The sequence below is a fragment of the Sphaerisporangium sp. TRM90804 genome (assembly GCF_029846175.1).
Lineage (GTDB): Bacteria > Actinomycetota > Actinomycetes > Streptosporangiales > Streptosporangiaceae > Sphaerisporangium.
The window spans coordinates 346,725-360,064 of the sequence record NZ_JARWAC010000004.1 but is presented as its reverse complement, the minus strand read 5'-3'; the positions used below and the strand labels follow the sequence as shown (position 1 = coordinate 360,064).

Genomic DNA, 13,340 nt, shown 5'->3' with positions numbered 1-13,340 from the left:
TACCTCCGGCTCCGGCGGTGCGTGGACACGTGAGGCGTGCGGCGCGGTCGAAGGCGCAGGACACGGCCTTGCAAAACGTTAAGACTGACCATGAAAATACGCGCTCCGTGATCGATGTCAATGGGCCCCCGTAACCGTCCCGACATGAGGAACGGGCGGCGGGGCGGGGGATCAGGCCGACTGGCGGCGGACCAGGCGGGCCGGGACGACCGTCTCGGTGGCCGGGCCGGTGAGCGCGCCCGACAGGCGGTCGAGCAGGAGCCGGCCGCACGCCTGGCCGATCTTCCGGGCGGGGTTGGCCATCGTGGTGAGCCGGGGGGAGACGAGCGTCGCGGCCTCGATGTCGTCGAAGCCCATGATCGCCAGCTCGCCCGGGACGTCGAGGCCGCGACGCCTGGCGGCGTCGAGCGCGCCGATCGCCATCACGTCGTTGGCGCACACGACCGCGCGCGGCGGCCGGGGGAGAGCGAGCAGGCGCTCGGTGCCGTCGTCGCCGCCCGCGCGGCTGAACCGGGTGTGCGCGATCAACTCGGGATCGGCCGCGACGCCCCGCTCGGCCAGCGCGGAGAGGTACCCGGCGACACGCTCGGCGGCCGGCCCCTCGGCGCGGGGGCCGCAGACGAAGCCGATGCGGTCGTAGCCCTGGTCGAGCAGGTAGCGGGTGGCCTCGGCGGCCCCGCCTTCGTCGTCGCTGTGCACCAGGTCGACGCCCTCCTGGACGAGCCTGCCGCCCAGCCGCACCACCGGGACGCCGACGTCGATGGCGGGCAGCAGGTCTTCGGCGTGGGTGTGGAACACCGCGAAGGCGATGCCGTCGACCTGGCGGACGATCATCTGCTCCACCGCGGACCGCTCCAACGCGCGGTCGCCGTCGGTGTTGCTGATGATCTCGTGATACCCGGCGGGGCCGAGGACGTCCTGCAGGCCGCGGGCGAGCATCGGGTAGAAGGGGTTGGTGATGTCGGGGATGATCAGCCCGATCGACTCGCTGCGGCTGGTGCGCAGGCCGCGGGCCAGGGCGTTCGGCCGGTAGCCGAGCAGCTCGATCGCCTCCAGCACGCGCTTGCGCGTCGCCGCCGAGACCGGGCGCCTGCCGTTCAGCGTGTGGGACACCGTCGTCGGGCTCACCCCGGCCAGCTCGGCGACCCTGCCGATGCTCGGCCGGCGGCCGTGAGAGGGCACCTGACCTCCTTCACCGGCTCCGTGCCCACGAGGGCCGGCGCTCGCCGTCATGCCAGTGCCGGTCGCCGGGCCCCGGCGTACGGCACGCCGGGACGGTGCCGGCCGCGCCGAGGCCGGGCTGGGCGCACGGTCACCCCGGGATCGTACTCCCACGGGGCGCCGGCGAGGGACGCCGTCGTGAGGCGGTGCCGCGCCTTCGCCGGCGGGCCCGTCCCGGTCGTGAAAGGCGCCGCACGGGACGACGGCGAGACCGATTCGCGATCTACCGGCCCCCGCCCAGGTAGAGGGCCGGATTCGCCTGCGGCTCGGCCCCGGAGGGCGAGAGATCGGATGACCGGGTCTTGTTACGGGACTGTTTCGATGTTATGCCTTTAGGCAAACATCATGACTTGTGGAGGATGAGTTGCCCGCCCCCCGTGCACAAAGCGCGCTTGACCGGCCGAAAGTCCTCCTCGTGGCGCTACTGGCCCTCGTCGGTTCCCTCGCCGGCGTCGAGGGAGCCGGTGCGGTGTCGTCCGGCACCGCAGCCCCCGCGTCCACCGCAGCCCCCCAGACACCCGATGACCTGACGCTCTGGTACGACAAGCCGGCCGCCGACTGGGAGACGCAGGCACTGCCGATCGGCAACGGCGCGCTGGGTGCCATGGTGTTCGGCGGTGTGGCGAGCGAGCAGATCCAGTTCAACGAGAAGTCGCTGTGGACCGGCGGGCCGGGCTCGCCGGGGTACGACTTCGGCAACTGGACCACCCCACGGCCGAACGCCATCGCCGAGGTGCAGGCCCAGATCGACCGCGACGGCAGGATGACCCCCGAGGCGGTGGCCGCCAAGCTGGGCCAGCGCAAGACCGGCTTCGGCGCCTACCAGACCTTCGGCGACCTGTTCCTGGACTTCAAGGACGCCCCGGCGACCCCGTCGGACTACCGCAGGGAGCTGAGCCTGCGCGAGGCCGTGGCCCGCGTGGGCTACACCGCCGACGGCGTGCGGTACTCCCGCGAGTACTTCGCCAGCCACCCCGGCGACGTCGTCGTCGGGCGGGTGTCCGCCGACCGCCCCGGCAAGGTCTCCTTCACGCTGCGCACCACCTCGCCCCGCCAGGACCGGCAGGTCTCCGTCTCCGGCGGACGGCTGACGATCAAGGGCGCGCTGGCCGACAACGGCATGCGGTTCGAGTCGCAGGTGCAGGTGCTGACCAAGGGCGGCAGCCGCGCCGACGCCGGCGACCGGATCACCGTCACCGGCGCCGACAGCGCCGTGTTCGTCCTGTCGGCCGGCACGGACTACGCCGACACCTACCCCTCCTACCGCGGCGCCGACCCGCACGCCAAGGTCACCGCGGCGGTCGACAAGGCCGCGCGCCGCGGCTTCGAGCGGCTCAAGGCGGCGCACCAGGCCGACTACCGCGCCCTGTTCGACCGGGTGAAGCTCGACATCGGGCAGCGCGCCCCCGCCGTCCCGACCGACCGGCTCCGCGCCGCCTACACCGGGGGAGCCTCCCCCGACGACCGCGCGCTGGAGGCCATGTTCTTCGCCTACGGCCGCTACCTGCTCATCTCCTCCTCGCGGGCCGGGTCGCTGCCGGCGAACCTGCAGGGCGTGTGGAACAACGTGGTGAACCCGCCCTGGTCGGCGGACTACCACGTCAACATCAACCTGCAGATGAACTACTGGCTCGCCGAGCAGACCAACCTCGCCGAGACCACCGGCCCCTACGACCGCTACGTGACCTCCATGGTCGCCCCGGGGCGCGAGACCGCGCGGGAGATGTTCGGCTCGCGCGGCTGGGTCGTGCAGAACGAGACCAACCCGTTCGGCTTCACCGGCGTGCACGACTGGGCCACCTCGTTCTGGTTCCCCGAGGCCGCCGCGTGGCTCACCCAGCAGATGTACGACCACTACCGTTTCAACGGCGACGTCCGCTACCTGCGTGACACCGCCTACCCCGTGATGAAGGGCGCCGCCGAGTTCTGGCTGGACAACCTGCGTCCCGACCCGCGCGACGGCAAGCTGGTGGTCACCCCGAGCTACTCGCCCGAGCAGGGCGACTTCTCCGCCGGCGCCTCGATGTCCCAGCAGATCGTCTGGGAGGTGCTCACCCACACGCTGGAGGCCGCCGGCGAGCTCGACGTCGACCCGGCCCTGCGCGCGGAGCTGCGGACCGCGCTGTCCAAGCTCGACCCCGGCATCCGCGTCGGCTCCTGGGGTCAGCTCCAGGAGTGGAAGAGCGACTGGGACGACCCGAACAACGACCACCGGCACGTCTCCCACCTGTACGCGCTGCACCCCGGGCACCAGATCGCGGCCGGCACCCCGCAGGCGGAGGCGGCCAAGGTGTCGCTCACCGCGCGCGGCGACGGCGGCACCGGGTGGAGCAAGGCCTGGAAGATCAACTTCTGGGCCCGGCTGCTCGACGGCGACCACTCGCACAAGATGCTGAGCGAGCAGCTCAAGTCGTCCACGCTCGACAACCTGTGGGACACCCACCCGCCCTTCCAGATCGACGGCAACTTCGGCGCGACGTCGGGCGTGTCGGAGATGCTGCTGCAGAGCCAGCACGACGTCGTCCACGTGCTGCCCGCGCTGCCGTCGGCCTGGCCGACCGGCTCGGTCTCCGGCCTGCGGGCCAGGGGAGGGGTGACGGTCGGCGCCACCTGGAGGAACGCCGCCGCCGACACCGTCACGCTGCGGGCGGCGCGCACCGGCACGCTGAAGGTGCGCTCCAGCCTGATCACCGGGCGCTACCGCTTCACCGACGACCGGGGTGCCGACGTCTCCGCCACCCGCGACGGCGACACCCTGACCTGGAAAGCCAAGGCGGGACGGACGTACAAGCTGGTCAACGAGGTCTCCGTCGCGATCTCCGCCCCGGCGGACGCCGTTCCCGGCACCTCGTTCCCGGTCGCGGTCACCGTCTCGGCGACCGGCGGGCGCTCGGTGCCCGCCTCGACGGCGACGCTGCGGCTGCCCACCGGGTGGACCGGCACGCCGGCCTCCATCGCCGTGCCCTCGGTGCGCGCGGGCCGGTCGTGGTCGGGCACGTTCACGGTCACGCCGGGGCCGGCCGACGGCAGCCGGGGCGCGCGACTCACGGCGGTGGTCACCGGCGACGGCTGGACGGCGTCCGGGTCGGCCGGCGTCGGGCTCAGCCCGTGCGCCGTGCCGCCCGCCGACCGGCCGGTCGTGGCCTGGGACCCGTCCTCCGGCGCGACGGTGGACGACGTTTCCGGCAGCGGCCGGCACGCGACCGTCGCCGGCGCCGCCGCCTACGACGCCGCCTACGACGCCGCGGCGCCGACCGGCAGCGGCCTGGTGCTGGACGGCGAGTCCCACCTGGCGACCGGCTCGACCCTGCTGGGGTACCTGCGGCAGGCCACCTTCGCCGCCGAGGTGAAGGTGGACGGCAGCGGCTACCGGCGGCTGTTCGACGCGCAGCCGTCGGGCAACCCCGGCGACGACGGCGTGATCCTCGACCTGACGCCGTCGAACAACCTGCGCTTCATCGGCGCCGGGGTGAACATCACCACCGACGCCGTCGTGCCCACCGGGCGCTACGTCGACCTGGTGGTCACCATGGAGACCACCGGCCGGGTCACCGTCTACGTCGACGGCGCCCGCGCGGGCGGCGGGAACGTCACCACCGACGGCATCACCGGCTGCACCTCACGGCCGCTGCTCTTCGCCGCCGACCAGGGCGGCGGCCAGCGCCTCTCGGGCGCGGTGGACCGCATCGCGATCCTCCCCCGGGCGCTGACGGCGGCCGAGGTGCCCGACTGGCAGGCGGCGGTCTTCGGCCAAGGCTGATCCCCCGCACCGCCGCACCGCCGCCCCGGACCGCCACGCCGTTCCCCGCCCGCGCCCTCCCGGGCGGGGGACGGCCTTCCCCGCCGGCCCCCGGGCGGGCGGGGTCATCGTTCCGCACAAGGAGTGACCAAGAACGGCTTACCCCGCGTGGCACGGGGCAGAGAGGCGGTGATCACCGAGGTCACACGTCTGGACCCGGGTCCGCGCCGCCCGGCGCGCCGCCGGGCCGGGAGGGAGCCGTCATGGCGGTCGGAACGGCCGGGACATCCGTCTCGGCGCGAGGGCTCGCGCCGCCCGGCATCGTGCTCGGGGTGGGGCTGGGCGGGTTCGTGGACGGCATCCTGCTCCACCAGGTGCTCCAGTGGCACCACATGCTGAGCAGCACCGACAGCGACAACATCGGGGTGCGGTACTACTCACCGGCGACCGTGCCGGGCCTGCGGATGAACACGCTGTGGGACGGCCTGTTCCACGTGGTCACCTGGCTCGCCGTCCTGATCGGGCTGAGCCTGCTCTATTCGCGGGTCACCCACTCGCGCGGCCGGGTGTGGCGGTCGCGGGCGCTGTGGGGCTGGGGGCTGGTCGGCTGGGGGCTGTTCAACCTCGTCGAGGGGGTCGTCGACCACCACCTGCTCGCCATTCACCACGTGCGCGCCGACCGCTACCAGACCTGGTGGGACCTGGGCTTCCTGCTGCTGGGCGCCCTGCTGGTCGTGGGGGGCTGGTTGCTCCAGCGGGGGGCGCCCGCCGTCGACCTGTGCCGGGAACGGGCGTCGTCACCGTGACCGCCGCGCCGCCGGTGGCCGAGATGATCATCGCGCCCGCCCGCCCGCCGGGCCCCGAGCTGATCGCCCCGCCCGCTCACTTGGCGGGCCCCGAGATCGTGGCCGCCCCCGTCGCGCCGCCGGAAACCGGTGTCTGGGCCACGTCCGTGCCGCCCGCCGTCCACGACCACGGGGGCGCGGGCGCGGCGGCGACCGTCGTGATCCTCGTCGCGCTGGCCGTGCCGGCGGCCGGGTACGTCGTGCTCGCCGCCCGGCGCCGCCGCGAGCCCCGGGGGTGGAGCCACGCGCGGACGGCGAGCTTCGTCACCGGGATCCTGCTGCTGGCGGCGGCCCTGCTGCCTCCCGTGGCGTCCCTGGCGGCGCACGACTTCCGCGGGCACATGCTCCAGCACCTGCTGGCCGGGATGCTCGCCCCGCTGGGCCTGGTGCTCGGCGCGCCGATCACGCTGGCGCTGCGCTCGGCGTCCCCGCGCGGCCGGCGCGTGGCCGCGGCGGTGCTGCGCGGCCGGGCCGCTCACGTGCTGGCGAACCCGTGGCTCGCGCTGGCGCTGAGCGCCGGCGGCCTGGTGGTGCTGTACCTGACGCCGCTGTACCGGGTGGCCTCGGCCGACCCGATGGCGCACCACCTCGTCCACGCGCACTTCCTGCTGGCCGGCTGCCTGTTCACCTGGGTGATCGCCGGGCCCGACCCGGCGCCGCGGCGCCCGTCGGTGCCGCGGCGGCTGGTCGTGCTCGGGGTGGCGGTGGCCGTGCACGCCTCGCTGTCGCAGCTCATGTACGCCGGGCTGCTCGTCGACGTCCCCGTTCCCGGCGAGCAGCTCCGCGGCGCGGCGACGATCATGTACTACGGCGGCGACGTCGCCGAGCTGCTGCTGGCGTTCGCGCTGGTGGCCACCTGGCGCCCCGCCCGCCGGGCACGGGCGCTCAGTCGTCGTCCTGGGGAGAGTCCGGCATGACCCAGCCGGCGACCAGGTGCGGCGCGATGAGGTGGCTGGTCAGGATCGAGCCCATGAACAGGACCACCGCGGCCGACGGCACCTCCAGGAAGTGGTCGCCGCGGTCGGGGAGGAGGCCGGCCAGCACGGCGGCGACCAGCAGCATCCACAGACTGACCCGGTGCGCGAGCGCGTAGACGTGCCGGCGCTGGGCGAGCTGGCGCTCGTCCAGATCGTGGTCGGCCAGCCCGACCACCCCCTGCGTGGCCGCCACCAGCACCCGGAAGACGAACGCGTACGTCACCAGGCCGATCGCCGCCAGCGTGAAGGTGGTCCACATCGCCGTGTCGCTGGGCGCGAGGAACCAGCACACCGCGGCGCTGACCCACAGGCAGCCCAGCGCCGCGGCTCCCAGCGCCACCGCCCTGCGGCGTCCGCGCCGGGTGGCGTACCAGGTGGGGCGCAGGCCCTCGCGGAGCTCCTCGATCTGCTTGCCCGTCAGCTGACTCATGACTTCACCACTTCACTTCCGAGCCGGGGGAACGGCTTGAGGGAGAACACGACATCCATGGGCACGCCGAAGTACTCGGCGATGCGCAGGGCCAGGTGGAGGCTCGGGCTGTACTCCCCGCGCTCCAGGTAGCCGATCGTCTGGTAGTGGACGCCCAGCGCGGCGGCCAGTTCCTTGCGGGAGACGCCGCGCTCGGCCCTGAGCATCGTGATGCGGTTGTAGACCTCTTCGGCGGACATCACGGCCCCCGTTCGAGGGGAGAGCCCGCCACGTTGATCGCAGCACTCATAGAATGAAATGTAGTACATGTACTACATATCGTCCAGTTGGTACGACGAGATCGGACCACCGTCCGGTTGAATCGTCCGGCGCCGGCGGGGAAGGGATCCGGGCATGGCAGCGACCGCAGTGATCGTCATCGACATGCTGAGCCCGTACGACCACGAGGACGTCGAGCCGCTGGAGCGCAGCGCCGAGCAGGTCGTGCCGCGGCTGTCGGAGCTCGTGCGCCGCGCCCATCGGCGCGACGACGTCGAGCTGATCTACGTGAACGACAACCACGGGGACTTCACGGCCTCACGGGAGGAGATCGAGGACCGCGCGCGTAAGGGACGGCGGCCCGATCTGGTGGAGCCGCTGCTGCCGCCGCACGACTGCGCGTTCCTGTCGAAGGTGCGTCACAGCGCCTTCTTCGGCACCTCGCTGGAGTACCTGCTCAACCACCGGGAGATCGACACCGTGGTGCTGACCGGGCAGGTCACCGAGCAGTGCATCCTGTACACCGCTCTGGACGCCTACGTGCGGCACTACGACATCCGCGTGCCGGAGGACTGCGTGGCCCACATCCACGCCGACCTGGCGGACGCCGCGGTGCGCATGATGGAGCGCAACATGCGCGCGGGGATCACCACGGCGGCCGAATGCCTGGACATGTGATCTTCACGATCCCCGAGGCAAAAATCTACCTACCTCACGGTTTTGAACCATTCGATGGGCTTATCAGGCTCGAAAACGGATATGGGTTGACGACCGTGACCGCCATAGGAGGGAGCCGTCGTCATGACGGACGTGTCGAGCACCGGACCCCGGCCGGGTGACGAGCGCGAAGTGCTGACCAACCGCCAGGGACACCCGGTCTACGACAACCAGAACCAGCGCACGGTAGGGGCGCGTGGTCCTGCCACGCTGGAGAACTACCAGTTCCTGGAGAAGATCAGCCACTTCGACCGCGAGCGCATCCCCGAGAGGGTCGTGCACGCTCGCGGCACCACTTCGTACGGGTACTTCGAGGCCACCGGCAAGCTCGGCGACGAGCCGATCAGCCGGTACACCCGCGCCAAGCTGTTCGCCGAGCCCGGCAAGCGCACCGACCTCGCCGTGCGCTTCTCGACCGTGATCGGCGGGCGCGACTCCTCCGAGGCCGCCCGCGACCCCCGCGGGTTCGCCGTGAAGTTCTACACCGAGGACGGCAACTGGGACCTGGTCGGCAACAACCTCGCGGTGTTCTTCATCCGCGACGCCATCAAGTTCCCCGACGTGATCCACTCGCTCAAGCCCGACCCCGTGACGTTCCGGCAGGAGCCCAACCGCATCTTCGACTTCATGTCGCAGACCCCCGAGAGCATGCACATGCTCGTCAACCTGTTCAGCCCGCGTGGCATCCCGGCCGACTACCGGCACATGCAGGGCTTCGGGGTGAACACCTACAAGTGGGTGAACGAGCAGGGCGAGACGCACCTGGTGAAGTACCACTGGATACCCAAGCAGGGCGTCAGGAGCATGACCGAGGCCGACGCGGCGAAGGTGCAGGGGCAGGACCTCGGCCACGCCACCAGGGACCTCATGGACGCGATCGACCGCGGCGACTACCCCGAGTGGGAGCTGTTCGTCCAGATCATGACCGACGAGGAGCACCCCGAGCTGGACTTCGACCCGCTGGACGACACCAAGGTCTGGCCGGAGAACGACTTCCCGCCGCGCCTGGTCGGCCGGATGGTGCTGAACAGCAACGTGCGCAACTTCTTCGCCGAGAACGAGCAGATCTCGTTCGGCACCGGCGTGCTGGTGGACGGGCTGGACTTCTCCGACGACAAGATGCTCGTCGGGCGGACGTTCTCCTACAGCGACACCCAGCGCTACCGGGTCGGCCCGAACTACCTGCAGCTTCCGGTGAACCAGGCCAAGAACGCCGAGGTGCGCACCAACCAGCGCGACGGCCAGATGACGTACCACGTCGACGGCCAGGGGGAGAACCCGCACGTCAACTACGAGCCGTCCATCACCGGCGGCCTGCGCGAGGCGCAGTACCCGACGCACGACGAGCAGGGCCCGCTCATCTCCGGCCGGGTCACGCGCAAGCGGATCCCGCGCACCAACGACTACAAGCAGGCCGGCCAGCGTTACCTGCTGATGGAGCAGTGGGAGCGCGACGACCTGGTGCTCAACTTCACCACGCTGCTGTCCCAGACCGTCCGCGCGGTCCAGGAGCGCATGGTCTGGCACCTGCTCCTGGTCGAGGACGACCTCGGCCTGCGCGTCGGCCAGGGCCTCGGCATCGGCCCCGAGGACGTCGCCCACCTGGAGCCCCTGGCCAGCCAGGACCTGAGCGAGGAGGACCGCGAGCGCCTCTCCAACCTCGGCAAGAACGGCCCCAGGGACGTCACCGGCCTCCAGATGACCCACTGCGTCCCCAACGAACACCACGTGGCCTGACCCCCCACACCACCACCCACGCCCACCGGCCCCCGCGCGACGGCCCCGAGCCGCCGCCCGGGGGCCGGTGGGCGTACTCGCCTGCCACGACGTTCGTCGGCCCCCGAAACGGCGCCTTCGGCGCAGTCTCACAAGGCGGGTCTCACCCAGCCCCGTCGCCCGCCGTCACGCGAGTGGCCGTAGCACCCCCTCGACGCCCGCGGCCACCCGTCGCCCCTCGGGAACGGTGCCTTCGGCGCGCTTGATGAAGGGCGGCCCTCCACGCGGTCCACTCCACGGCGGCGCGAGCAGCCGGCTTCGACCGTCGAAAGACCGGGGGAGCGGGAGTCGCGCGACCGGGCGTCAAGACTCCTCACCCGCGTCCGGCCGGTGGACCGGCACGGGTGTCGATGACCGTCGTCCTTCGGGATACCCGGCGCGCTCGCCCGCGCGACGCTGGATCGGCGGGCCGGGCGAGGGGGCCCGTTGAGAAGGCGCGCCGCAGGCACCATCTCGGGACGGCGATCGGCTGACACGAGGGGGCGATGGGGCGGCCCGTGGTTCGCCGGGTGAACCGCCGTAAGACTGCGCCGAGTTCGCCGTAACACTCCCCGCCGACCCGGCGCCGGAAGTGGCAGTTGGCGGGCGGGGGGGAGAGCCGCCTGGCTGAGTGGCGTGGGGTCGGCCGGTTGGCCGGTCGGTTGGAGGTCGTGGGGGCGGCGGCCTGGTTGAGGAGCGGTGGAGTCGCTCGGCCGGTGGACAGGGCGGGTGGATGTCCGGTCGGGGGTCGTGGGGGCGGCCGGGTGGGGGTCGGACGGGCCGTTTTGGGGCTGTGCCGAAGGCGCCGTTTTTGGGCGGTCTTGCTGGTTTACGGGCTGTCGCCGGGTGGGTGCGGTGGGCCCCCGCCGGGGGGAGGTGGACCCCCTAGGGAGGGGGCGCGGGCGGGTGATCTGGGGCGATTGCGCATAATCTCCTGTTGTCGGTCGAGCCGGGCGGATGGAACGTTCGGAACGGCGTACTGCTCGAGAGGCGTTGCATCGATGAACCACCTGGCGGACATCCCGGGTCGCTCCGTGGCCCCCGGCCTTCCCGCGGGCACCCCCGCCCCGCCCCGGCCCGCGACGGCCGGTGCCGCGCCGGTCGCCGAGCTGGAGGTGCTACGCGAGATCGAGCGGCGGGTGCTGTGGCTCTCCACAGCGATGATCGACCACGCGAACCGCGTCCGTCCCAACCCCACCGGGCTCAAGGTCGGCGGGCACCAGGCGTCCAGCGCCTCCATGGTGTCGATCATGACGCTGCTGTGGTTCGAGGCGCTGCGCGCCGAGGACCGGGTCTCGGTGAAGCCGCACGCCTCGCCGGTCCTGCACGCCATCAACTACCTGCTCGGCGAGCTGGACGAGTCCTACCTCACCACGCTGCGCCAGTTCGGCGGCCTCCAGAGCTACCCGAGCCGCACCAAGGACCCCGACCCGGCCGACTACTCGACCGGCTCGGTGGGCATCGGCGCCACCGCCCCCATCTGGGGCGCGCTGGCCCGCCGCTACGTCGAGGCGCACTTCGGCGGGGCCGGCACCGGGCGGCAGTACTCGCTGGTCGGCGACGCCGAGCTGGACGAGGGCGCCTGCTGGGAGGCCATCCTCGACCCGCAGGTGTCGGAGCTGGGGGAGGTCGTCTGGATCGTCGACTTCAACCGGCAGTCGCTCGACCGCGTCGTGCCCAACATGGGCGGCACCCGGCTGCAGGGAATGTTCGCCGCCGCCGGCTGGCAGGTCATCACCGTCAAGTACGGCGGCCTGCTGGAGGAGCTGTTCACCCGCCCCGGCGGCCAGGAGCTGCGCCGGCGCATCGACGGGATGTCCAACCCCGAGTACCAGCGCCTGCTGCGCTGCGACGCCGCCGAGCTGCGCACCCGCCTGGCCGCGGGCGACGGCCAGGACGCCGAGGGCATCGGCCGCCTGCTCGCCGGCGTGGACGACGCCACGCTGCACGCCGCGATCCGCAACCTCGGCGGGCACGACCTGGCGGCACTGCGCGACGCCTTCGCCGCGATCGACGACAGCCGTCCCACCGTGATCTTCGCGTACACGGTGAAGGGTTACGGCCTGGCGACAGAGGGGCACCCGCAGAACCACTCGTCCCTGCTCACCTCCGACCAGCTCGGCGCGCTCGCGCGGCGGACCGGCGTCGACCCCGGGCGTCCGTGGACCCGCCTCCCCGGCCAGACCCCGGCCGCGCGGCACTGCGAGGACACCGCCCGGCGGCTGCGCAGGACGCCCGCCCCCGAGGTGGCCCCGCCCGACGTGCCGGCCGACTTCGGCCGCACCCCGCACGGCACGGGCACCACGCAGGCGGCGCTCGGGCGCACCCTGTTCGACCTCACCCGCCAGGCGCCCGACGCCGGGGCCCGCGTCGTGACCGTCAGCCCGGACGTCTCCTCCAGCACCAACCTGGGCGGCTGGCTCAACAAGGTGGGCGTGTGGGCCCCCGACGAGCGGCGCAACTGGTTCGACGACGACGCCGAGACCATCCTGCACTGGCGCGAGCGGCCCACCGGGCGGCACATCGAGCTGGGGATCGCCGAGACCAACCTGGTCGGCGTGCTCGGCGAGCTGGGCGCCACCTGGTCGCGCTGGGGGCAGCCGCTGCTGCCGATCGGCGTGCTGTACGACCCGTTCGTCGAGCGCGCGCTGGAGCCGTGGTCCTTCGGCATCTACGCCGGCGGCCAGTCGATCCTCGTCGGCACGCCGTCCGGCGTGACCCTCGGCCCCGAGGGCGGCGCCCACCAGTCGATCAAGACGCCGTCGATCGGCATGGAGCAGCCCGGCTGCACCAGCTACGAGCCCGCGTTCGCCGTCGACCTGGAATGGTGCCTCCTGGCCGCGCTCGCCCAGCTCGGCAGGCCCGGCGGCCGGTCGGCGTACCTGCGGCTCTCCACGCGTCCGGTGAACCAGGCCCTCGCGGACGTGCCCACAGACCCGGCCGCGCGTGAGCTGCGCCGCCGCCAGGTCGTCGCGGGCGCGTACCCGCTGCGCCGCCACGAGCGCCCGTCGGTCACGATCGCCGCGATGGGCGCGGTCACGCCCGAGGCGCTGGAGGCCGCGGCGCGGCTCGACGCGCTGGGCATCGGCGCGGACGTCGTCTGCGTGACCAGCCCCGGCCTGCTCTTCCAGAGCCTGCGCGCCCGCCGCGGCCACGACGACGCCCCCACATGGATCCTGGACAGCGTGTTCCCAGCGAACCGCGCGGCGCCCGTCGTCACCGTGCTGGACGGCCACCCGCACACGCTGGCCTTCCTGGCCGGGGTGAACGAGGTCCCCGGCACCCACCTGGGCGTCACCCGCTTCGGGCAGTCGGGGAGCCTCGACGACGTCTACCGCCACCACGGCCTGGACACCGACAGCATCGTCGCCGCCGCCCTCGACCTCGCCGACTGATCC

General features: G+C 72.6%; 9 protein-coding genes. 6 read left to right on the top strand and 3 right to left on the bottom strand.

Annotated features, from left to right (window positions below; genetic code table 11):
• Positions 1 to 171 precede the first annotated feature (171 nt).
• Positions 172 to 1,182: a LacI family DNA-binding transcriptional regulator gene (locus tag PYR91_RS05685; protein ID WP_279777949.1), complete on the bottom strand. Its 1,011-nt coding sequence runs from the start codon at positions 1,180 to 1,182 to the stop codon at positions 172 to 174.
• Between the two features lie 454 nt (positions 1,183 to 1,636).
• On the opposite strand from PYR91_RS05685, the gene PYR91_RS05680 reads away from it, so the two are divergent.
• The 3 genes from PYR91_RS05680 to PYR91_RS05670 all read left to right on the top strand — a co-directional run bounded on the left by PYR91_RS05680 (position 1,637) and on the right by PYR91_RS05670 (position 6,722).
• On the top strand, positions 1,637 to 4,981 hold the full coding sequence (locus tag PYR91_RS05680) for a glycoside hydrolase N-terminal domain-containing protein (RefSeq protein WP_279777947.1): 3,345 nt from the start codon (positions 1,637 to 1,639) through the stop codon (positions 4,979 to 4,981).
• A gap of 242 nt (positions 4,982 to 5,223) precedes the next feature.
• Entirely contained in the window at positions 5,224 to 5,766 is a 543-nt protein-coding gene (locus tag PYR91_RS05675) for a DUF2243 domain-containing protein (RefSeq protein WP_279777946.1), read from the top strand.
• Positions 5,739 to 6,722, top strand: a complete 984-nt coding sequence (locus PYR91_RS05670) for a cytochrome c oxidase assembly protein (protein ID WP_279777945.1) — start codon at positions 5,739 to 5,741, stop codon at positions 6,720 to 6,722. Before PYR91_RS05675 ends, PYR91_RS05670 begins: the two co-directional genes overlap by 28 nt.
• Here the strand turns inward: PYR91_RS05670 and PYR91_RS05665 are convergent.
• Positions 6,691 to 7,212 (bottom strand): hypothetical protein, encoded by a 522-nt coding sequence (locus tag PYR91_RS05665; RefSeq protein ID WP_279777943.1) that lies wholly within the window; start codon positions 7,210 to 7,212, stop codon positions 6,691 to 6,693. The two genes, PYR91_RS05670 and PYR91_RS05665, sit on opposite strands and share 32 nt — an antisense overlap.
• On the bottom strand, positions 7,209 to 7,451 hold the full coding sequence (locus PYR91_RS05660; RefSeq protein WP_279777941.1) for a helix-turn-helix transcriptional regulator: 243 nt from the start codon (positions 7,449 to 7,451) through the stop codon (positions 7,209 to 7,211). Before PYR91_RS05660 ends, PYR91_RS05665 begins: the two co-directional genes overlap by 4 nt.
• Before the next feature lie 154 nt (positions 7,452 to 7,605).
• Here PYR91_RS05660 and PYR91_RS05655 point away from each other — a divergent pair, with 154 nt between their 5' ends.
• The 3 genes from PYR91_RS05655 (at position 7,606) to PYR91_RS05645 (ending at position 13,337) form a co-directional block, all read left to right on the top strand.
• A complete protein-coding gene (locus PYR91_RS05655; RefSeq protein ID WP_279777940.1) occupies positions 7,606 to 8,148 on the top strand; it encodes a cysteine hydrolase in 543 nt (180 codons plus the stop codon).
• Between the two features lie 123 nt (positions 8,149 to 8,271).
• The gene (locus tag PYR91_RS05650; RefSeq protein ID WP_279777939.1) at positions 8,272 to 9,924 is read left to right on the top strand and encodes a catalase; all 1,653 of its coding nucleotides are present in this window, start codon (positions 8,272 to 8,274) and stop codon (positions 9,922 to 9,924) included.
• 1,019 nt (positions 9,925 to 10,943) lie between these two features.
• Complete coding sequence (locus tag PYR91_RS05645; RefSeq protein WP_279777938.1) at positions 10,944 to 13,337, top strand: pyruvate dehydrogenase; 2,394 nt, start codon at positions 10,944 to 10,946, stop codon at positions 13,335 to 13,337.
• Positions 13,338 to 13,340: the final 3 nt, after the last annotated feature.

Excerpts from the sequence above, each read along its gene's own strand:
- PYR91_RS05675 (WP_279777946.1), top strand. The coding sequence starts at position 5,224 with ATGGCGGTCGGAACGGCCGGGACATCCGTCTCGGCGCGAGGGCTCGCG.
- PYR91_RS05665 (WP_279777943.1), bottom strand. The coding sequence starts at position 7,212 with ATGAGTCAGCTGACGGGCAAGCAGATCGAGGAGCTCCGCGAGGGCCTG.
- PYR91_RS05660 (WP_279777941.1), bottom strand. The coding sequence starts at position 7,451 with ATGTCCGCCGAAGAGGTCTACAACCGCATCACGATGCTCAGGGCCGAG.
- PYR91_RS05655 (WP_279777940.1), top strand. The coding sequence starts at position 7,606 with ATGGCAGCGACCGCAGTGATCGTCATCGACATGCTGAGCCCGTACGAC.
- PYR91_RS05650 (WP_279777939.1), top strand. The coding sequence starts at position 8,272 with ATGACGGACGTGTCGAGCACCGGACCCCGGCCGGGTGACGAGCGCGAA.
- PYR91_RS05645 (WP_279777938.1), top strand. The coding sequence starts at position 10,944 with ATGAACCACCTGGCGGACATCCCGGGTCGCTCCGTGGCCCCCGGCCTT.